This is a genomic window from Nibrella viscosa (assembly GCF_039541875.1).
Classification (GTDB): domain Bacteria; phylum Bacteroidota; class Bacteroidia; order Cytophagales; family Spirosomataceae; genus Nibrella; species Nibrella viscosa.
In genome coordinates this window covers 188,579-208,060 of the sequence record NZ_BAABHB010000006.1, presented here as the reverse complement: position 1 = coordinate 208,060, position 19,482 = coordinate 188,579, and the positions used below count along the sequence as shown (strand labels likewise).

21 protein-coding genes are annotated in these 19,482 nt (G+C 51.5%); 12 read left to right on the top strand and 9 right to left on the bottom strand.

Annotation, left to right across the window (positions count from 1 at the left end; genetic code table 11):
* The first annotated feature begins 56 nt into the window (after nucleotides 1–56).
* Both ABD931_RS16620 and ABD931_RS16615 read left to right on the top strand, forming a co-directional pair.
* A complete protein-coding gene (locus tag ABD931_RS16620) occupies nucleotides 57–1,085 on the top strand; it encodes a cation diffusion facilitator family transporter (RefSeq protein WP_345268951.1) in 1,029 nt (342 codons plus the stop codon).
* Between the two features lie 235 nt (nucleotides 1,086–1,320).
* Complete coding sequence (locus ABD931_RS16615) at nucleotides 1,321–2,238, top strand: sugar phosphate isomerase/epimerase family protein (RefSeq protein WP_345268950.1); 918 nt, start codon at nucleotides 1,321–1,323, stop codon at nucleotides 2,236–2,238.
* A 78-nt stretch (nucleotides 2,239–2,316) separates the two neighbouring features.
* Here ABD931_RS16615 and ABD931_RS16610 read toward each other — a convergent pair whose 3' ends face one another.
* From ABD931_RS16610 to ABD931_RS16600, 3 genes are all read right to left on the bottom strand, one after another.
* Nucleotides 2,317–3,012: an SDR family NAD(P)-dependent oxidoreductase gene (locus ABD931_RS16610; protein ID WP_345268949.1), complete on the bottom strand. Its 696-nt coding sequence runs from the start codon at nucleotides 3,010–3,012 to the stop codon at nucleotides 2,317–2,319.
* A gap of 85 nt (nucleotides 3,013–3,097) precedes the next feature.
* Entirely contained in the window at nucleotides 3,098–3,826 is a 729-nt protein-coding gene (gene folE, locus ABD931_RS16605; protein WP_370469327.1) for a GTP cyclohydrolase I FolE, read from the bottom strand.
* Nucleotides 3,807–4,226, bottom strand: a complete 420-nt coding sequence (locus ABD931_RS16600) for a 6-pyruvoyl trahydropterin synthase family protein (protein WP_345268946.1) — start codon at nucleotides 4,224–4,226, stop codon at nucleotides 3,807–3,809. Before ABD931_RS16600 ends, folE begins: the two co-directional genes overlap by 20 nt.
* Nucleotides 4,227–4,575: 349 nt before the next feature.
* Between ABD931_RS16600 and ABD931_RS16595 the strand changes: the two genes are divergently transcribed.
* The 6 genes from ABD931_RS16595 to ABD931_RS16570 all read left to right on the top strand — a co-directional run bounded on the left by ABD931_RS16595 (nucleotide 4,576) and on the right by ABD931_RS16570 (nucleotide 10,426).
* Complete coding sequence (locus tag ABD931_RS16595) at nucleotides 4,576–5,805, top strand: sugar MFS transporter (RefSeq protein WP_345268945.1); 1,230 nt, start codon at nucleotides 4,576–4,578, stop codon at nucleotides 5,803–5,805.
* A gap of 74 nt (nucleotides 5,806–5,879) precedes the next feature.
* Nucleotides 5,880–6,953, top strand: a complete 1,074-nt coding sequence (locus tag ABD931_RS16590) for a GHMP family kinase ATP-binding protein (protein WP_345268944.1) — start codon at nucleotides 5,880–5,882, stop codon at nucleotides 6,951–6,953.
* 195 nt (nucleotides 6,954–7,148) lie between these two features.
* Nucleotides 7,149–9,167: a (E)-4-hydroxy-3-methylbut-2-enyl-diphosphate synthase gene (ispG, locus tag ABD931_RS16585; protein WP_345268943.1), complete on the top strand. Its 2,019-nt coding sequence runs from the start codon at nucleotides 7,149–7,151 to the stop codon at nucleotides 9,165–9,167.
* A 97-nt stretch (nucleotides 9,168–9,264) separates the two neighbouring features.
* Entirely contained in the window at nucleotides 9,265–9,447 is a 183-nt protein-coding gene (locus ABD931_RS16580; RefSeq protein ID WP_345268942.1) for a DUF6728 family protein, read from the top strand.
* Nucleotides 9,448–9,451: 4 nt separating this feature from the next.
* Nucleotides 9,452–9,802 carry an MmcQ/YjbR family DNA-binding protein gene (locus ABD931_RS16575; protein WP_345268940.1) on the top strand — a complete coding sequence of 117 codons (351 nt, stop codon included), beginning with the start codon at nucleotides 9,452–9,454 and terminating at the stop codon, nucleotides 9,800–9,802.
* 69 nt (nucleotides 9,803–9,871) lie between these two features.
* Complete coding sequence (locus tag ABD931_RS16570) at nucleotides 9,872–10,426, top strand: tetratricopeptide repeat protein (RefSeq protein WP_345268939.1); 555 nt, start codon at nucleotides 9,872–9,874, stop codon at nucleotides 10,424–10,426.
* A 78-nt stretch (nucleotides 10,427–10,504) separates the two neighbouring features.
* Here ABD931_RS16570 and ABD931_RS16565 read toward each other — a convergent pair whose 3' ends face one another.
* The 3 genes from ABD931_RS16565 to ABD931_RS16555 all read right to left on the bottom strand — a co-directional run bounded on the left by ABD931_RS16565 (nucleotide 10,505) and on the right by ABD931_RS16555 (nucleotide 13,069).
* A complete protein-coding gene (locus tag ABD931_RS16565) occupies nucleotides 10,505–11,713 on the bottom strand; it encodes a thioredoxin family protein (protein ID WP_345268938.1) in 1,209 nt (402 codons plus the stop codon).
* 23 nt (nucleotides 11,714–11,736) lie between these two features.
* Nucleotides 11,737–12,096 carry a gliding motility protein GldC gene (gene gldC / locus ABD931_RS16560; protein WP_345268937.1) on the bottom strand — a complete coding sequence of 120 codons (360 nt, stop codon included), beginning with the start codon at nucleotides 12,094–12,096 and terminating at the stop codon, nucleotides 11,737–11,739.
* A 235-nt stretch (nucleotides 12,097–12,331) separates the two neighbouring features.
* Nucleotides 12,332–13,069, bottom strand: a complete 738-nt coding sequence (locus tag ABD931_RS16555) for a DUF4197 domain-containing protein (protein ID WP_345268936.1) — start codon at nucleotides 13,067–13,069, stop codon at nucleotides 12,332–12,334.
* A 76-nt stretch (nucleotides 13,070–13,145) separates the two neighbouring features.
* On the opposite strand from ABD931_RS16555, the gene ABD931_RS16550 reads away from it, so the two are divergent.
* The 4 genes from ABD931_RS16550 to ABD931_RS16535 all read left to right on the top strand — a co-directional run bounded on the left by ABD931_RS16550 (nucleotide 13,146) and on the right by ABD931_RS16535 (nucleotide 17,062).
* Nucleotides 13,146–14,402 (top strand): competence/damage-inducible protein A, encoded by a 1,257-nt coding sequence (locus ABD931_RS16550; protein WP_345268934.1) that lies wholly within the window; start codon nucleotides 13,146–13,148, stop codon nucleotides 14,400–14,402.
* 44 nt (nucleotides 14,403–14,446) lie between these two features.
* Complete coding sequence (locus tag ABD931_RS16545; protein ID WP_345268933.1) at nucleotides 14,447–15,823, top strand: dihydrolipoamide acetyltransferase family protein; 1,377 nt, start codon at nucleotides 14,447–14,449, stop codon at nucleotides 15,821–15,823.
* 100 nt (nucleotides 15,824–15,923) lie between these two features.
* Nucleotides 15,924–16,538, top strand: coding sequence for a hypothetical protein (locus ABD931_RS16540; RefSeq protein ID WP_345268932.1), 615 nt, complete (start codon nucleotides 15,924–15,926; stop codon nucleotides 16,536–16,538).
* On the top strand, nucleotides 16,535–17,062 hold the full coding sequence (locus ABD931_RS16535) for a 5' nucleotidase, NT5C type (RefSeq protein WP_345268931.1): 528 nt from the start codon (nucleotides 16,535–16,537) through the stop codon (nucleotides 17,060–17,062). Before ABD931_RS16540 ends, ABD931_RS16535 begins: the two co-directional genes overlap by 4 nt.
* Nucleotides 17,063–17,113: 51 nt before the next feature.
* Here the strand turns inward: ABD931_RS16535 and ABD931_RS16530 are convergent, their stop codons facing one another.
* From ABD931_RS16530 to ABD931_RS16520, 3 genes are all read right to left on the bottom strand, one after another.
* Entirely contained in the window at nucleotides 17,114–17,947 is an 834-nt protein-coding gene (locus ABD931_RS16530) for an acyl-CoA desaturase (protein WP_345268930.1), read from the bottom strand.
* A 93-nt stretch (nucleotides 17,948–18,040) separates the two neighbouring features.
* The gene (locus tag ABD931_RS16525) at nucleotides 18,041–18,706 is read right to left on the bottom strand and encodes a DUF4159 domain-containing protein (protein ID WP_370469326.1); all 666 of its coding nucleotides are present in this window, start codon (nucleotides 18,704–18,706) and stop codon (nucleotides 18,041–18,043) included.
* Between the two features lie 73 nt (nucleotides 18,707–18,779).
* Nucleotides 18,780–19,478, bottom strand: coding sequence for an RsmE family RNA methyltransferase (locus tag ABD931_RS16520; RefSeq protein WP_345268927.1), 699 nt, complete (start codon nucleotides 19,476–19,478; stop codon nucleotides 18,780–18,782).
* Nucleotides 19,479–19,482 lie beyond the last annotated feature (4 nt).

Genomic DNA, 19,482 nt, shown 5'->3' with positions numbered 1-19,482 from the left:
AACAAAGTGAATACAAACCGTTAATTTTACATTTAAAATACACTAGAATACGTCTAATGCCAACTGCCCAACAAACCAAATACCGGTGGATGGCGCTTTCGTTTGGTGTCAGTATCGTACTGTTGCTGACCAAACTAACCGCTTATTACCTGACTTCATCAACGGCTATTCTGACAGATGCCCTGGAATCAATTGTGAATGTTGTGGCCAGTGGCTTTGCCTTTTACAGTATTTATTTATCCGGTCAGCCCCGCGATACCAACCACCCGTACGGCCACGGCAAAATTGAATTTTTCTCCTCCGGCTTTGAGGGGGGCCTCATCGTTATGGCCGGCTTTTTTATCATCTACCAGGCGGTCCTGAGTTTTTTCGAACCCAACCCAATCACCAATCTCGACTGGGGTATTGCCCTGATCGTGGTAGCCACGGCCGTGAACGCGCTGCTGGGCTGGGGACTCGTACGTACCGGAAACCAGACGCATTCGCTGGCCTTGACCGCCGATGGCCGACATTTGCTGACCGATAGTGTGAGCAGTCTTGTGGTCGTGATCGGTGTGGGCCTAGTCTGGCTGACCGGACAAACCTGGATCGATAGTGCCCTGGCTTTGACCTTATCACTGCTCATTATTTACAACGGCTGGCAGTTGGTGCGTCAGTCGGTTGCCGGGCTCATGGACGAAACGCATACCCCTACGCTGGTACGCGTAGTAGAACTCCTGAACGCCAACAAAAAGCAGAACTGGATTGATGTACACAACCTGCGAGTGCAGAAATATGGCTCCGACCTCCACATCGACTGCCACCTGACGCTTCCTTACTATTGGGCGTTAAAACAAGCGCACGATGAGGTAAACCGGTTTGAAAACATTCTGAAAAGTGGGTTTCCCAGCGAGGTCGAGATTTTTGTCCATGCTGACCCCTGCCTGAAAGAGTGTTGCCACTATTGCCATGTAGCCGACTGCCCTGTTCGGCAGTTTCCCTTCATCCGGGATGTCGACTGGACGGCCGACAATTTGACGGTCAATCAGAAGCATTTTGTACCCTTCCAGCCGGCTATGCCGGAGCAGCCCTCTTCCAATCTGTAAATTTTTCTGTATACATTCAGACACCAACAATTATTTATGGAAATAGTATTGACTAATTTTGAGAAAAATTATAACATTACAACTTGTTGACTTAATCGCTGCTCCAGTTGCGGTTGACGATATTTATTCAGGTTGTATTCAAAAACAGAAAGGCTGATTGCTCTACGATCAGCCTTTTTTTGTTGGCTAACCTTGCGTAATTTTCGGCTTTCTTTCACCCCTAACCCATGTTGAGATGGATCGTCGCTCGTTTCTGATGCATGCCGGCGCAGCCGCCGGTTTAGCGTCCCTGTCTACCCCCCTTTTCGCTGAAACGGCTAAAAAGAAGATGTTCTTCGAGATTTCGCTGGCCGAATGGTCGTTGCATAAAGCCTTATTTGCCAAAAAGATCGATAACCTCGATTTTCCGGCCATTGCCAAAAAAGAGTTCGGCATTGACATTGTTGAATACGTCAACCAGTTCTTCAAGGACAAAGCTAAAGATGCCACGTACCTGAAAGACCTACTAACGCGGTCGAAAGACAATGGCGTTCGCAACCACCTGATCATGATCGACGGCGAAGGTGGCCTGGGCGATACGGATGAGAAAAAACGCCTGCAGGCCGTTGAAAACCATTACAAATGGGTTGAAGCCGCCAAAACACTGGGTTGTAAGACCATTCGGGTTAATGCCTATGGTCAGGGTACGGCCGAAGACGTTTCCAAAGCCGCCATTGATGGCCTGGGGCGCTTATCGGAGTTTGCCCAGCCATATGGCATCAATGTCATTGTGGAGAACCACGGTGGATACTCCTCCAACGGGCAGTGGCTGGCCAACGTGATGAAGCAGGTAAACAAAAAGAACTGTGGAACCCTGCCCGACCTCGGTAACTTCTGCATCACCCGCAACGCAACCGGCTGCGCCGAAGAATACGACCGCTACAAAGGTGTGCAGGAAATGCTGCCCTATGCCAAAGGCATCAGCGCCAAAACCCACGATTTCGACGAAGCCGGCAACGATACCCAGATTGACTACAACCGGATGTTAAAAATGATTAAAGACTTCGGCTTCAAAGGCATCGTCGGTATTGAATACGAAGGCAGCAAACTCGACGAATACGAAGGCATTCGCAAAACCAAAGCCCTGCTTGACCGGGTAGGACCGGTTGTTTGAATGATGAATGATTAACGATGAATGATGAATGTAAAGCTGGCGTAAGCCCATTCATCATTCATCGTTAATCATTCATCATTATTTCAGACTACCCATCCCCCCGTCTACCCCGATCACCTGTCCGGTGACCCAGCCGGCCTGGTCGGAGAGCAGGAAGGCAGCCATGGCAGCTATGTCGTCGGGCGTGCCGACGCGGTTGAGCGGATGGCGCTTGTTGGCCGCATCGCGCTTATCGCCGGCCAGTAGGTTTTGGGCTAAAGGCGTATCTGTTAAGGAAGGAGCAATGGCGTTGACCCGGATCAGGTAAGGGGCAAACTCGGCGGCCAGAGATTTAGTCAGCCCCTCCACGGCCGCTTTGGATACGGCCACGGATGAGTGCAGGCCCATGCCCAATTTGACCGCCACCGTACTGAACAGCACAATACTGCCCGCTCTTGACTTCTTTAGAGCCGGATAAGCCGCGTGAATAGCCGTTACAGCTCCCAGGACATTGACATCCAGATCAGCCTGGTAAGCCTCCCGGTCTAGCCGCTGAAATGGCTTAAGGTTGATGGTGCCCGGACAATAGACCAGTCCGTGCAATGCATCAGGTAACTGGTTCAGGCTGTCGCCGACCGGCTGGGTCACATCCCAGGACATATGCGTCGACTGAATACCTTCCGGGGCAGTCCGTCCGGCGGTAAACAAGGTAGCACCCTGCTGTTGCAGCGAATCGGCCAGCGCCCGGCCGATACCCGAACTGGCCCCGACAATAAAAATAGCTTTACCCTCCATGCAGATACGTAGGTTGAATGATGCTCAACAAAAAAGGGCTGGAACTTCCAACCCTTATTATATGCCCAAACAAACCGTTGTTCAATTAAATTGTTGCATTCAGGGTACCAATATACCGCAGTAGTTCCTGCCGGGTGGCCTCTTCCTGAAACTTACCAAAGTAAGCCGAGGTAACCGTCGAGCTATCGGTATCGTGTACCCCACGAGTAGATACGCAGAGGTGTTTGGCGTCGATAATCACAGCCACGTCCTCAGTTTGCAATACCTTTTTTAATTCGTCGGCAATCTGCATAGTCAGGCGCTCCTGCACCTGTGGCCGTTTGGCAAAATACCGCACAATCCGGTTCAGCTTCGATAGGCCGATTACTTTACCGCTGGAGATATACGCCACGTGGGCTTTCCCCATAATGGGCACAAAGTGATGCTCACAATACGAGTGAACAGTAATGTCTTTCTCCACCAGCATCTGGTTATACTGGTACTTATTTTCAAAAAGTGTTGCCTTTGGCTTATTCTTCGGATTAAGACCGCTGAATACCTCCTTCACAAACATCTTGGCAACCCGCTTTGGCGTTCCTTTCAGACTATCGTCGGCCAGGTCGAGGCCGAGAATGTTCATAATTTCGCGGAAGTGTTCTTCGATAAGCTCAATTTTCAGGCTATCATCAAGGTCAAACGCATCCTCACGCAGGGGCGTATCCAGCGATGTGGCTACGTGAGCCTCCCCCATCTCCTCGGCCTCCTCCACCGTAAGAACCTCCTGTCGAAAATCAGGATGGTTGATATGGATATCGTCAGTTGGCAGGGAATTCAACAAAGTTCCGTTCGGTTTCATACAATCTGATTTTCAGGTCCAGCGAGGGAGCCAGGTGTTCACGTAAAAGTTGGTAGATAATAATAGCAATGTTTTCTGCCGAGGGGTTGAGATTCTGAAACTCGACAGTGTCCGTATTAAGGTTTTTGTGATCAAATCGTTCGATGATCTGCTCTTTCACCACATCGCTCAGGTACTTCATATCAACAACATAACCCGTTTCGGGGTCAATTTCCCCGGTTACCTGTACAATAAGGTCGTAGTTATGGCCGTGATAATTCCGGTTACTGCACTTGCCGAATACCCGTTCGTTTTTTTCGTCGGACCAGGTCGGATTGTACAGGCGATGCGCTGCATTAAAGTGTTCTTTCCTGAACACCGAAACTCGCGGATTACTCATATGTCGTTCATAAAACCAGTTACCGTTGCCCAGCCCGTACAAAGGTTGTGTACTACACTCAGGCACCGTAAAGCGTGTGGTCAGGGCGCTTATGGGAGTGTATTTTCCACCATAACAGTGGTATCAGCTATTTTGTTCAACTTTCCTTCAACAAACGTTAAACAGACCTTGTGCTTCATCTTTAAAACGACTGGTATAAGGGTTTCGTTCCAAAACGATTCTTCAAGGCATTTAAAACAAGTTGTTCAGACAGAACCGTGCCGAAAGAAGGAATTTTTTTCTTTTTTTTACAGCAATATTGCCGACAAACCCCTAACCTGTTTCGTATATCAGTCTTAACACTTCCGTAATGACACCAACGCAAACACCTGCTAAAACGCAAAATTATATTGGTCCCCTCCTGATTGTTGGGGCTCTGTTCTTTATTTTCGGCTTTGTGACCTGGGTAAACAGCGTCCTGATTGCTTTTTTCAAGCAGGCATTTAACCTTAGCACGTTTCAGTCTAACCTGGTAGCCTTTGCCTTCTTTATTTCCTATACGGTAATGGCCATTCCCTCATCAAGAGTCCTAAAAATTACGGGCTTTAAAAACGGGATGTCGCTCGGCTTGCTGGTAATGGCCCTGGGTACGCTGGTGTTCGTGCCGGCGGCCAATGCCCTCTCCTACCCGTTATTTCTGGCCGGCCTCTTCCTGATTGGTATTGGCCTCACTATCCTGCAAACGGCTTCCAATCCGTATGTCACTATTCTCGGCCCCCGCGAAAGTGCCGCCCAACGGATTAGCGTTATGGGCGTAGCGAACAAATTAGCCGGTATCCTCAGCCAGTTTATTTTCGGGGGCTTGCTTCTGACCGGGGCCAATGCCGCTGCGGGATCGGCCAGCCTGGAAAAAGTGGTAACGCCCTACCTAATCCTGACCGGTGTACTGGCCGTGCTGGCCTTGCTGATCCGATTTTCAAACCTACCCGAGGTATCGGAGGAGCAGGATGATGATGCGTCGGCGGCTGTGTCTACCCAACACAGCAGTGTCTGGCAATTTCCTAGCCTGGTGCTGGGGGTGCTGGCGCTGTTCTGCTACGTGGGTGCGGAAGTCATTGCTGGTGACACCATCATCAACTACGGCCGGGCCATCGGGTTCAGCAATGAGGAAGCGAAGTATTTCACCGCCTATACGCTCTACGGGATGCTGGCCGGGTATATTTTAGGCATCTTTTTGATTCCTAAAGTGGTATCGCAGCAGACGGCCCTGCGTTTCGGGGCCATTCTGGGTATTGTGCTGACCATTGCCGCTCTGCTCACCTCTGGCTTTACTTCGATCCTGTGCGTAGCCCTGCTCGGGTTTGCGAATGCCCCCATCTGGCCGGCCGTCTGGCCTCTGGCCCTGAACCGCCTGGGACGCTTTACCAAGATCGGCTCGGCCCTGCTTATTATGGGTATTACCGGCGGAGCGCTGCTCCCGCTGCTGCACGGCTACCTGACTGATGCCGTCAGTCCAAAGTTTGCGTATGCCCTGCTGCTCCCGCTTTTTGCCTACATTTTGTATTACGCAATGGCTGGGCACAAGAAAACGAGTTGGTAAATCTAAGAATGTTTAAGATTCGAGGTTTGAGGTTCGGCTCAGTTAACCTTGAACCTTAAACCTCAAACGCATTTATGCTAAAAGCGTCTACGCCCGGTCGAATTTGCCTGTTTGGCGAACATTTGGATTATTTAGGCTTGCCGGTCATTGCGGCTGCCATTTCCTGCCGTATAGCTATTTCGGCCAAGCGCATGCGGCAGCCGGTTGTGCATCTGCATTTGCCCGACATTGGTGCGGCTGAGCAGTTTGCACTGGACGGCCGGCAACTCCCGTATCAGCAGGATCGGGACTATTACAAAAGTTCGGTAAACCTCCTGCTACGTAAGGGCTTTACCTTTTCGGAAGGTATTGAAGCCACGGTTCAGGGTACTATTCCCATTAACTCCGGTACATCAAGTTCGTCGGCGCTGATCGTTACCTGGCTAAACGTGCTAAGCCGGCTGGCCGATTCGCCCCGCGAGATTTCTCCCACTCAATTGGCCGAGTGGGCCAACATAGCCGAGGTGCTGGAGTTTGGGGAGCCGGGCGGTATGATGGACCACTACGCCACCGCCGTCGGCCATGTGATTTACCTGGAATCAAATCCGGCCATTCAACTTACAGCGCTGAAGCCGGCACTCGGCACTTTTGTGCTGGGCGATTCGCTGGAGCCTAAAGATACCATCGGTATTCTGAGCCGGGTTCGCTACGGCATGGGTAGTATTTTAGCCAAAGTTAACAGCGTTAACCCCGGCTTTTCGTTGCACCATTCCGAGATTACAGAAGTCGGCGAGTTTAAGGATATGCTCACCAAAGACGAGTATACCCTATTGAAAGGAACCCTCGCCAACCGCGACATCCTGCGCGAGGCCCTGACGCTATTGCAGGCTCCCGACCTCGACCACCCGCGTCTCGGCCGACTCCTGAACGAACATCAGGCAAACCTCCGGGATGCTCAGCGTATCTCGACGCCCAAGATAGACCGGATGCTCGATGCTTCTCTGAAAGCCGGTGCGCTGGGTGGCAAAATCAACGGCTCAGGCGGGGGTGGCTGCATGTTTGCCTACGCCCCCGACCAAGCCGAAGCGGTGGCCGAAGCGATTGAACGGGAAGGCGGTAAAGCGTACATCATTCAGGTAGCTGAAGGAACGCGTATCGATGAGCCATAATGCCAGTGGGTTAGGTAAAGTTGTTGTTGAAGGCCATTGATAGTCAGCGGGGCAGAGCGCACAGCGGCCTGTTTTTTTAACGGCAAAGAACCAGCAGTAGGCGAACATTTCCGCTCAAAACAGGGTTTTGCTTATAGATGCCGAACCCGGTATTTTGCGTAAATTTGCCGGGTTATATCGTCATTCAACAACCGTATGCTTGACTCCGTTCAGACGACTCCCACCGCGACTACCTTGTCCGGCAAACCTGTTCTGTATACTCCTTCACTTACTGAATATATCCGCAGGAAAACCATTACCGTTCACATTGGCGATATTCCGCTGGGTTCGGATTACCCGATTCGGGTGCAATCCATGACCACCGTTGACACGATGGATACGGTAGGCTCGGTAGAGCAGACAATCCGGATGATTGAGGCCGGTTGTGAGTACGTCCGCATTACGGCGCCTAGCGTTAAGGAAGCGCAAAACCTGGATAATATCCGGAAAGAACTGCGGGCGCGGGGCTATACTACGCCCCTGATTGCCGATATTCACTTTACGCCCAATGCCGCCGAGCTGGCCGCCCGCATTGTGGAGAAAGTCCGGATCAACCCCGGCAACTATGCCGACCGCAAGCGGTTTGAACATATCGACTACACCGATGCCTCCTACGCGGCCGAACTGGAGCGTATCCGGGACAAATTTTTACCCCTGGTGCGGATCTGCAAAGAGTACGGCACGGCCATGCGCATCGGTACCAACCACGGCTCACTGTCAGACCGGATACTGAGCCGCTACGGCGATACGCCCGTTGGTATGGTAGAATCGGCGCTGGAATTTCTGCGGATTTGCGAAGACGAAAACTATTACAACATCGTACTATCGATGAAGTCGAGCAACCCGCAGGTAATGGTGCAGGCGTACCGGCTGCTGGTGCAACGACTGGACGAAGAAGGTCTGAAACCCTACCCCCTCCACCTGGGGGTCACCGAAGCCGGCGAAGCCGAAGATGGGCGCATCAAATCGGCGGTTGGTATCGGCACGCTGCTGGAAGACGGCATCGGTGATACCGTCCGGGTATCCCTGACCGAAGAACCTGAGCGGGAAGCGCCGGTGGCGAAAGCCCTGATCGACCGCTATACCAACCGATTGGGCCATAGGTATATCCCGCCGATAAGTACCTACCCGCTTGATCCGTTCCAGTACCACCGGCGCATCACGCATGAGGTAGCCAACTTTGGTGGCAGCAATGTACCCCGTGTCATCGCCGATTTCAGTCAGGTACCGGTCACCGAGCATGAGGTGTTAAAACCCATCGGGCATTTTTACCTGCCCTTGCCGGATAAATGGCGCATGAACGACCTCGGAGCCGATTACCTGTATACCGGCTCCCGGCCGGCCGAATTTATGCTGCCCAACGGCCTGAAAGAAATTTTGGAGTACACCCAGTGGCAAACCTATAGCGATCCGCAACATACGTTTCCGCTGTTGAGTGCCTCCGACTATATGCAGGCAAGAGCGGCAGGCGATCCGTTGCACGGTACCCTAAACTTCGTCAGAATCACCCTGGCTGATCTGACCGATTTCCTGTTGAATACGCTGCGCCCCGATAAGCAGGTGGTACTGCTGGCGTATACCGACAATTTACACGCCATGCCTGAACTCCGGCGGTTGTTTGTGGAGTTAATTAATCAGGGGGTGACAGCCCCGGTAGTGGTACAACAGCGCTACCCCGGCCTGCCGGAAGAAGACCTGCCGCTGTACGCAGCTACGGATATAGGCGGGCTTCTGATCGACGGGCTGGGCGATGGTGTCCTGCTCACCAACCCGGACACAAACCAACCCGCAGCCCTGGCGCGGCAAAATGCACTGGCCTTCGGTGTTTTGCAGGCGGCCCGCACGCGTATTACCAAAACCGAGTATATCTCCTGCCCCTCCTGCGGCCGTACCTTGTTCGATCTCCAGGAAACGACCGCCATGATCCGGAAACGCACCGACCACCTGAAAGGCGTCAAAATTGGAATCATGGGTTGCATTGTAAACGGACCCGGCGAAATGGCCGATGCCGATTACGGGTATGTGGGCATCGGACGCGATAAGATTGCGCTCTACCGGGGGCAACAGGTTGTCAAAAAATCCGTCACTGCGGATAAAGCCGTAGATGAACTAATTGAACTGATTCGGGAAGATGGCCGGTGGCTGGAGCCCGAAACCATAGAAAGTGGAGTTTAGCTTTCAAAATAATGACGCAATGATAAAACATTGCTTTGTAACAAACCCTTGACTAATTCAGCCAACCTACTTCGTATCACGAAAACATTCTTTTAAGATGAACCGGATTGCAGGATATTTTAAACTGGGTGAGGTGTTTCGGTATTTTGTTCGTGTTTTCCGCAAACCGGACCCTAACCATCCTACCAGTTTCAATTTGCGTCTGATGCACGGCATCAACCGCATCTCTATCGTTATGTTTCTGATTGCTGTTATGATTTACATCATCAGACATATCTGACACCATGAACATCGAGACGCTGCGCGAGTACTGCCTGAGCAAACCAGGTGCCCAGGAATCGTTTCCGTTCGGTAACGAAACACTGGTTTTTAAAGTGGGCGGTAAAGCCTTCGCCCTGGCTGCTATTGACAGTCACCCCTTAAGTGTTAACCTGAAATGTGACCCGGAGAAAGCGATTCAGTTGCGCGAAGCTTACGAATCTGTGCGACCGGGGTATCATATGAACAAAACACACTGGAACACGGTGCTGTCGACCGGTGAAATCCGGGATAGTCTGCTTCGGGAATGGATCGATGACTCGTATGAACTGGTTAGGAAAAGCCTGCCGAAAGCGGTTCGGGAGCAATTAATTTAAGGATAAGGGTTGTCTAAACCTAAGCCTGTTTGTAACTTAGTAAGCCTGTATTAGAAGCCAGACCGAGTTATGGAAGTTTCGCTGTTGGTGCTGTTGTTTACGATTTACCTGGCCATCCGGTACTTTACTACGGACCACGATACCCCTTCGGATAAAGACCGTAAACGGTTTCAGCGCGGCATCCGATTGGTGCAGGCTCGCCTTTACACCGACGCTTTTGCTTACTTTGACGATGCCGTAAAGCAGTATCCCAAATCGGCAGTCGCTTATGCCTATCGGGGCAAATGCCAACTGGCGCAGGAAAATTATTACTCCGCTATTTACGACTTAACACAGGCCATCAGCCGCGACAACACACAGGCCGACTGTTACCTCGACCGGGGCATTGCCTATTATCAGGTCGAGCAGTTTGCGGACGCCTTTCGGGAGTTCGACAAGGCGGTCTGGTACTTCCGCGACGAAAAACCTGATGCCTATAGGTGGCGAGCCATTGCCCGGTTGAAAATCCAGCAACTGTCACAGGCGGAAAACGACCTCCGCCGGGCCGTGCTAATGGGTGACGAAAACTCCGCCTACCTGCTCACACAGCCGCCGTTTACAACGAAAGAATATCAGCGGAAGTAAATAACTCTCCGAAGGGGGCTAACGTTCCGTTCCATAAAGCTGGCAAAGCATTAGCCCCCTTCAGGGGGTTGGCGGATTTCACTTCAACTTCTGGATCAGCTCCACATTTCGCCGGACGTCCATGTTGTTGGCCTGCGCCAGTTCCATCGATTTTTGGGCGGCTTTGGTAGCCTCGGCTATATTACCGGCCCGACGCTGCGCTTCAGCCAGTTCGTAATACAGATCAGACTGCTCTTTGGGCGTAGCGGTGTTCAGCGTAAACGCCTTAGTTACCCACCTGATAACGGTAGGGACATCAGACGGATCAGGACTCTGGCGGTTAAACAGCCTGGAGATATAAATAAACTCCGGCACCGTAATCGGGTTGGCAGCTACCTGACTGTCCATCCGGGCTACGGCTTTGGCTGTTTGGCGCGTCCGGAAAAAGGCATTTACCTCCGGCAGCAACGTCCGGTTGGCAGCAACCTTGGGGTCGATACCGATTTTAGCCAGATTTGACCGGATTTCCAGAATCTTCTCCGGTGAATACCGGGCACCCCGGCTACTGAACAGCGACGACATAAGGATATTCTCGGCCACATTTCGGAGTTCGTCGGCCTGGGCGTGCTTCTTATACTGATCCTGGTGTATCAGAAAATACTGGAACAACGGATTATCGACATCCATCACCAGCTTCTTCAGGGCCAGCCAGTTGGTGTAATTCGGATAATCACTGGCCGGTATTTGCCGGGCATAGTCTTCCATGGCCTTCATGTTGGCTACCGTATCGCGGGTGACCAGGGAGTACATAGCGTAATCGATCAGGAACGCCGGTGACCGTTCACCTTTGGCGTACCGGTTCTTCATGCCTTGTGTTCGCTGCGCCGGATTTAGCGCGTTGGTACCGTGCCGGATCACCTCATTAGCCGTATTGCTGCTCATGGCCATGTGCAGCAGGTTACCCTGCGCATCGAAGTACAGGAATAGAGGCAACTGGGGTACGTACATTTTCCGGCTGCCCAGAAACGCCTGGGTGGCTTTCTGAGTAATATCCTGCTTGGTGTTTACAAACCGTGCATTGTAAAAATCACCAACCCGGCTATCGTTCAGCGTCGGTATAAAGCTCTGGCAAACGTGACAGGTGGGCGAGTAAATCTCTACAAATACCGGTTTACCGGCCCTACGGGCGGTCTGGAAGACCTCCTCCAGCGGAGACTCCTTAAACAGAATGCCGTTTTTGCCTTTCTGCGCCATCGCTACCGGAAAAGTCAGACAGCAGACAAGCAGCGAAACGAGTAGGTTCTTCATGATATACCTGGATTTGCAGATGCTTACTTACCGCCGGTCGGTTGATTCTGCGCTTTGAATTCCTCTTCAACGCGCTTGCTGATGGTCCGGCAAAGATTTTCGATATCGTCGGCCATAAGCTGATCACCGGTAGCGGTCATGGCCGTATCGGCAAGGCCGCTCATGATTTCAATAATGAACCGCTTCATATCCAGTACCTCCATATCTTTGGTCCAGAGGTCAATCTTCATGGTGCTGCGGTGGTAATGATCCCAGAGGGCAACGGCAATGGCTTTGGTATCGCTCAGGCCCTCGTTAGGGTTATCGGTGGCATCCCAGAAGATCTTATCGGGAACGTTTGAAGGGTCTAATTCGACGGTGAAGCGTATTTCTGATTTCTTCATACAAACAAAACGAGCAATGAAACCCCTAAATTACAAAAAACTCCGAAGCCGCCCGGTATCATCTGACCAAATTCGGCGATTTAGGGCCACCAATTAACACCCTGGCAACTAAAAAAGCCATCCAAACACGGATGGCTTTTGCCCTAACCCAACGAGAAAGCCGGGTTTAAGCGCTCAAAAATTGTTGCGTGCAGGTCCTTAGCCAACCAATAAACTAATTACCCACTCAACTAACTCACTGCCGTGAGCCAAACACCCTCCGCAAAATATCACTGACGCGGGCGGCCGGATTTTCGCGGATTTTCTGCTCTTCCTGCGCAATGAGCAGGAAGAGTCCGTCAATAGCTTTCGTTGTCGCGTAATTAGTCAGATCTGGGTTCGCCTTCTGCACGAATGGTATCTGGTTATAGGTCCGTACGAGGTCGCCGTAGTACCGGGTTGCGTTATTGGCCATCAGGGCGCTGTCGACCACGGGGGTAAACTCATTGACGAGCTGTTGATAGGTAATCCGGCGAAGGTACTGGGTAGCAGCATCGGGCTGCCCCTGTAGAATACCGAGTGCGTCCTGAATTGTCATAGAAGTAATAGCCGAAATGAAAATCGGTCGTGAGCGTTTGGCAGCATCCTCAGCCGCCCGGTTCAGCGACAAAACAAACTGGTCGACCTGGTTGCCAAGTCCGATCTGCCGCAGCCGGGTTTCCACGCGCTGCACTTCCGGCGGAAAAAGCAGTTTGATCGATGGATTCCCAAAATAACCGTTTACGGCAGAGGCCTGTCTGGACCCGTTGGTAATCCCAACCTGTAATGCTTCCTTCAATCCCTGGGCAATTTCATTAGCCGTCAATGAACCAGTACCGGTGGGTTGCGTGACCTTATCCAGGATCCTACCCAGCGTGGTTCGCGGGGTTTGTGCCTGAGTCGTTGTAAGAAACAGTACTGTAAGTGCGGTGGTTATCCCAATTATCTTTTTCATCCTATTTAGCGATTTTATGTACTTTTGACCGAAAAAACGGCAAAAGGTTTAGCCGTCATTTTTCGAAACCTGCATTATGCCTGAAACCATTCACGCCGAAGTAGTAACCATTGGAGACGAAATACTGTTCGGCCAGATTACCGATACCAACACGCAGTGGATAAGTACTGAACTCACTACTATTGGCATCCGGACCGTTCGTAAATCCTCCGTAGGTGACCAGGCAGACGCCATCCTCCAGATCTTACAGGAAGCCCACCAACGCGTTAATCTGATTATCCTGACTGGCGGCCTTGGCCCTACAAAAGACGATATAACCAAACATACCCTTTGCCGGTACTTCAACACCGAACTGGTTATGAACCCTGATGCGCTGGAGATGGTGACGGGCTTTTTTGCCAAGCGCGGCCGGGCCATGACCGAGATGAACCGGCTTCAGGCTGCACTGCCGGCCAACTGCGTTTACATTCCTAACCACTGGGGCACCGCCCCCGGCATGTGGTTCGAGTTCGACGGACGGGTATACGTTTCCCTGCCGGGCGTGCCGTTTGAGATGAAAAGTCTGATGACCAACCTGATCCTGCCTAAGTTAAAAGCGCATTTCCGGACGCCGGTCATCCTGCACAAAATGATTCGGACTGTAGGCATAGGCGAGTCATTTCTGGCAGAACGCATTGAGCCGTGGGAAGACGCCCTGCCTCAGCACATCCGGCTGGCGTACCTGCCAAGTTTCGGACAGGTCAAGCTGCGGCTGACGGCCACCGGCAGCACGGCGGAGCCGTTGCAGCAGGAGTTGGAGGTACAGGTTGCCCGAGTGCTGCCCCTGATTGAGCAGTATGTGTTCGGCTTCGATTCAGATGAACTGGAAACAGTGGTGGGTCGGCTGCTGAATCAGAAAAAGCTGACGCTCGCCATTGCCGAAAGTTGTACCGGTGGTTATGTTTCTGCGCAAATCACCAAAGTTCCGGGTGCTTCTGCGTATTTTTGGGGCAGTATTGTCAGCTACGCTAACGATATCAAGGTTAAATCGCTGGGTCTAGACCCGGGTATTCTGGCCGAACACGGAGCTGTGAGCGAACCCACCATCCGGAGCATGGCTGAAGGTGTACGCAGGGCACTCGGCACCAGCGTAGGCATTGCCACCAGCGGCATTGCCGGTCCCGATGGCGGCACACCGGATAAACCCGTCGGTACGATCTGGATCGCCTGTGCCACCGACCGTTGCACGGTAACACGCCTGCTGAAACTGGGACAGTACCGCGATCAGAATATTCAACTGACCACGAATTATGTCCTGAATCTGCTCCGCGAGGAGTTGCTGACGCTGAATTAACTTCATCAATATTAACAAACTACAGTACCAAACCCCATTCGACTATGGCTCTGGTAGATATGGTAATGCCCAAAATGGGCGAAAGCATTATGGAATGTACGGTGATCACCTGGCTTAAAAAGCCTGGCGACCGCATCGAGGCCGACGAATCCATCCTGGAGGTAGCCACCGACAAGGTAGATACCGAGGTTCCTGCTTCTCATTCCGGCATTCTGAAAGAAGTGTTCGTAAATGATGGCGACGTAGTGCCCATCGGTAAACCCATCGCCCGGATTGAGATTGAGCAGGAAGCTGGTGATGAGCCAACCCCAACAGAAAACCCGGACTACGATACACGGGTATCCGACGAACTCCTGGTACCGGAGACCGTAGAAGCAGCTGCGCAGGAACTGGAAGCCGGCATTTCGGCGATGAGTACGCGACAGCCGGAACCGGTAGCATCGGGCAGCGTTACGTACGGCAACCGGTTCTACTCGCCCCTGGTGCTCAGCATTGCCAAAGAAGAAGGAATTTCGGCGGAGGAGTTGACCACCATCCCCGGCACAGGAGCCGAAAGCCGGGTCACCAAAAAGGATATTCTCGCGTATGTTCAGCAGCGCAAAAAACGGAGCGCTGCAGCTACCCAGCCGACCAGCACGCCACCGGCCGGTAAGCCTGTAACGCAGCCGGAGGAACCCGCAGCCCCCGCGCCGAAAGCAATATCCGTAAATGGTCAGTCGGATATAATTCAGATGGACCGGATGCGAAAGATGATTGCCCAGCGAATGGTTGAATCCAAGCAGATCTCTCCGCATGTTTCGTCGTTTGTCGAAGCCGATATGACGCCGGTTGTGCAGTGGCGCAATGCGGTCAAAGAGGATTTCAAACGCCAAACCGGCGAAAACCTGACGTTTACGCCGATTCTGATTGAGGCTGTTGTGAAAGCCATTAAGGATTTTCCGATGATCAATATTTCAGTGGAGGGTGACAACATCATTGTCAAAAAGCCGATCAACATCGGCATGGCGGTGGCCCTGCCCAACGGCAACCTGATTGTGCCGGTGATTCACGAAGCCGACCAGTACAACCTCATCGGCCTGACCAAAAAGGTAAATGACCTCTCGAAGCGGGCCCGCGAGAATAAACTGACGGGCGATGACCTGGCCAACGGCACCTACACCATTTCCAACATCGGCACCTTTGGCAATATAATGGGTACGCCCATTATTCTGCAACCGCAGGTAGCTATTATGGCGTTTGGTGCCATTCAGAAGAAGCCGGCCGTGATTGAAACTCCGCAGGGCGATCTAATTGGTATCCGGCAGATGATGTTCCTGTCGCACTCGTACGACCACCGGGTGGTCGATGGCTCACTCGGCGGTCAGTTTGTTAGGCGCGTAGCCGATTATCTGGAAAACTTTGACACGAACCGGACATTGTAAAAAAACCGATTACTCATTGGATTTTGGTAAAACGTTGCATTCTAAATAGGTTTGTGGCAGTTAATTTAAACGTTTTAGAACCATGCACTACCCCAAAACTATGTACTTATTCCTGCTGCTCCTGGTAGCAACCATCCATACCGCATTTGCGCAGGATAAAGCCGGCATTGCCCGCGTCGAGAAAATTCAAGGGATCGAAGCATACGTAATGTGCGAACCTCTCCGCGATTACGATAAAGTGTTTGATATCGGGACTGGTGTTAAAGCATCCTCGTTGCTCACGGGTGGGGTGGTTAACGAAGGCGTTGCCGACAAAGCGGATCAGTTTGTGCGGTTCGCGGTAAAAGAAGGCAAGAAGGAAAACAAGGAATTTGATGCCGTTTTGATTTCAGGCTCTAAAACAGCCGTAGCTATCAAATTTAAAACGCCGGCTTCCGAACAAAACAAAGGCTTAGCCAGAGTCAAAAAAATAGACGGCTATGAGGTGTATGTGCTGAGCGAGCCGTTGCGGGATTATGAGCGGGTGGTGGATGCATCGGGTGGCGTAAAAGCGAAATCGTATTTTACGGGCGGCCTGGTCAACAATTCAATTGAAGAAGATATGGCGCAGTTTGTCAAACGGATTAAGAAAGAGGCTGCCGACGATAAGAAAGTGTTCGAAGCCATCATTTACTCGGGTGGCAAAAGTGCCATTGGCGTAAAATTTAAAGGATGAAACAACGCATTGCTATCGACATGGATGATGTCATAGCGGATACCAACCAGAAGTTTATTGATATTTACCTCAATGGTGAAGCGCCCCGCTTCACCATTGAGCAATTAAAAGAAAAATCGTTTCACGAGCTGCTCGACGAGCAGGAATTCCGGACGCTGTTCCGGAATGTGTATGAGCCGGGCTTTTTCCGCGACATTCGGATCATGGACGGAGCGCAGGAGGTGGTAAACCGGCTAATGGAGCGATACGAGGTATTTATCGCCACGGCTGCCATGGAATTCCCCAACTCTTTTGCAGACAAATACGAGTGGCTGGCGGAGCACTTCCCGGCTATCCACTGGCGCAATATCATTTTTCTGGGCGATAAAAGCGTGCTCAACACCGACTACCTGATCGATGATCTTCCCCGCAACCTCCATACGTTTTCGGGTGAGGGGCTGCTCTTCACCGCCCTGCACAACCGGCACGAAACCGACTACAAACGGGTTAACAACTGGCAGGAAGTAGCCGGCCTGCTGCTCTAAAACAAAGAAGCCCCCGACTAGTCGGGGGCTTTTTCTGTTGGTAGCTGCCGATTAAGCTTCTACACGTCTGTCTTCTACATTCACTACTTGCTTTTCCTCTATCAGTCGATCGTGTCCTACTTCCAACTGAGCTTCTTTGGCCTTGGTTGCCGGCCGTACCTGAATAATTTTCAGCCGGTTCAGCACTTTAATAACCGGGTAAGTCGGATCAAACTCCCACCAGCGGGCTCCAAAGTTAGCGCTGTTCGGGCGCTTGTGGTGGTTGTTCTGGAAAAGTTCGCCCAGCATCAGCAGGTCAAACACCAGGGAGTTTTTAGACCTGTCGTGGTTATCGTAGTTGGCATAGCCGTATTTGTGACCGCTCCAGTTTACGATAGCACCGTGGATCGGCCCCATCAGGAAGTGAATCGGCAGCAGTGCGAAAAACGCCCAGTGCATATCCAGATAAATGTAGGCGAAGATATAGAAGAGGCCATACACTACACCCCAGCCGATGCGGCTCATCCAGGAGTCGCCAATTTTTTCGATCAGTGCCCATTCCGGATAGTTGCGGTCGAACTGACGCTCTACCGGCCGCTTGCGGTGCAGTACGGCATTATAAATGTCTTTGGTCTTCCACATCATCGTAAACACGTTTTTGGTATGATGGGGAGAGTGTGGGTCTCGTTCCGTATCACTGAATGCATGGTGCATCCGGTGCAGAACAGCATAGGCCCGCGGGCTCAGGTACGAGGAACCCTGTGAAACATAAGTCAGCAGGTAAAAGAACCGCTCCCAGAATTTACTCATGGTAAACATCTTGTGGGCAGCATACCGATGCAGAAAAAATGTCTGACAGAACAGGGACAAATACCAGTGTCCAATAAATGCAAGCAATACAATCACAGCTGAAAAATTTAGGGTGGTATTAAGAAAACAGAATGTTATTACAAAAGTAAACTTTTTTGCCGAAAAAAGGCTATGTCTCACAAAAAAGTCCTATTGATAGGATGTGGTAGCATACTGCAGCAAATTGGCTCCCATCCGCAGGGCTTGCTGCCGAACCGGCTCAGGGTCATTATACACCGTCTGGTCTTCCCAGCCGTTGCCCAGGTCGCATTCAAAACTGAAAAAACACACTAATCGTCCTTCCCAGATCAGGCCGAAGCCCTGAGGGGCTTTACCATCGTGCTCGTGTACTTTGGGCAAACCGTTCGGAAATTTAAACTTCTGGTGGTAGATAGGATGCGAAAAGGGTAATTCCACAAAATTCAATTCCGGAAATACTTTCTTCATCTCCCGCCGGACAAACTTCTCCAGGCCATAGTTATCATCAATATGCAGAAAGCCGCCCGACATCAGATACCGGCGCAAGTTCTGGGCTTCAGCATCGCTAAACAAAACGTTGCCGTGGCCGGTCATGTGAACAAACGGGTACGAAAATAATTCGGGACTACCTACATCCACAATATCCTCTTCGGGATAAATGTTCATGCGAAGATTGGTATTGGCAAATTTAATAAGGTTGGGTAGGGAGGTTTTGTTGGCGTACCAGTCGCCCCCGCCATTGTATTTTAATTTGGCAATCTTATAGGCGTATTGCGCCTGTACATCGGTTACCAGCCAGAAACTAATCAGAAGCAGCCAAAGCTTTACATAGTTCATCATATTCAATCAGGACTCTCTACTAACGCTCCGATAGCAGTTTCAGTATCTACCGAAAAGTGAACGTCAGTGTTTAAATATTAGCTAAGTTTATTATCTGGCAAGCGGTTAAGGCAGCCGTTTCGGTACGCAACCGATTTTCTCCCAATATAACCATTCGAAAGCCTGCGTCAACTGCCTGCTTCAATTCGTCCACAGAAAAATCTCCTTCCGGACCAATCAGCACCACACAGGCGGTCTGGGGTACTGTAACCCTGAACAAATGTTCAGGTACGCTTAGTTCGGGCAGGTGCGCAATAAATCGGTGTTCCTCCTCAATGGCCCGCAACAGGTAGTCAAACGAGACAGCCTCGTCGAACTGCGGCAGGTAGTACTGTAGCGACTGCTTCATGGCGGCTACGGCAATCTTGACCAGCCGATCGGTTTTCAGCACCCGCCGTTCGGAGTGGCGGCTGATGAAGAAACTGAAGCGCTCCACCCCTATTTCTACGGCCTTCTCGACCAGCCATTCAATACGGTCGATGTTTTTGGTTGGTGCTACGCAGAGCCGGATGGAGAATGGCCGGCGTAGTGTGGTGTGAAACTCAACCAGGCGAACATGGCACTGCCGGGGATCGGGCTTGGTAATCAGGCAGTCAAATCGGGTGCCTTTTCCGTCGGTCACACTGATGGAATCCCCGGCACCCAGCCGCAGGGTTTTAACGGCATGGCGGGAGTCTTCTTCGGTCAGGTAAAAGAGTTGGGCAAAATCCGGCTGGTAGAATAGATGCATAGCA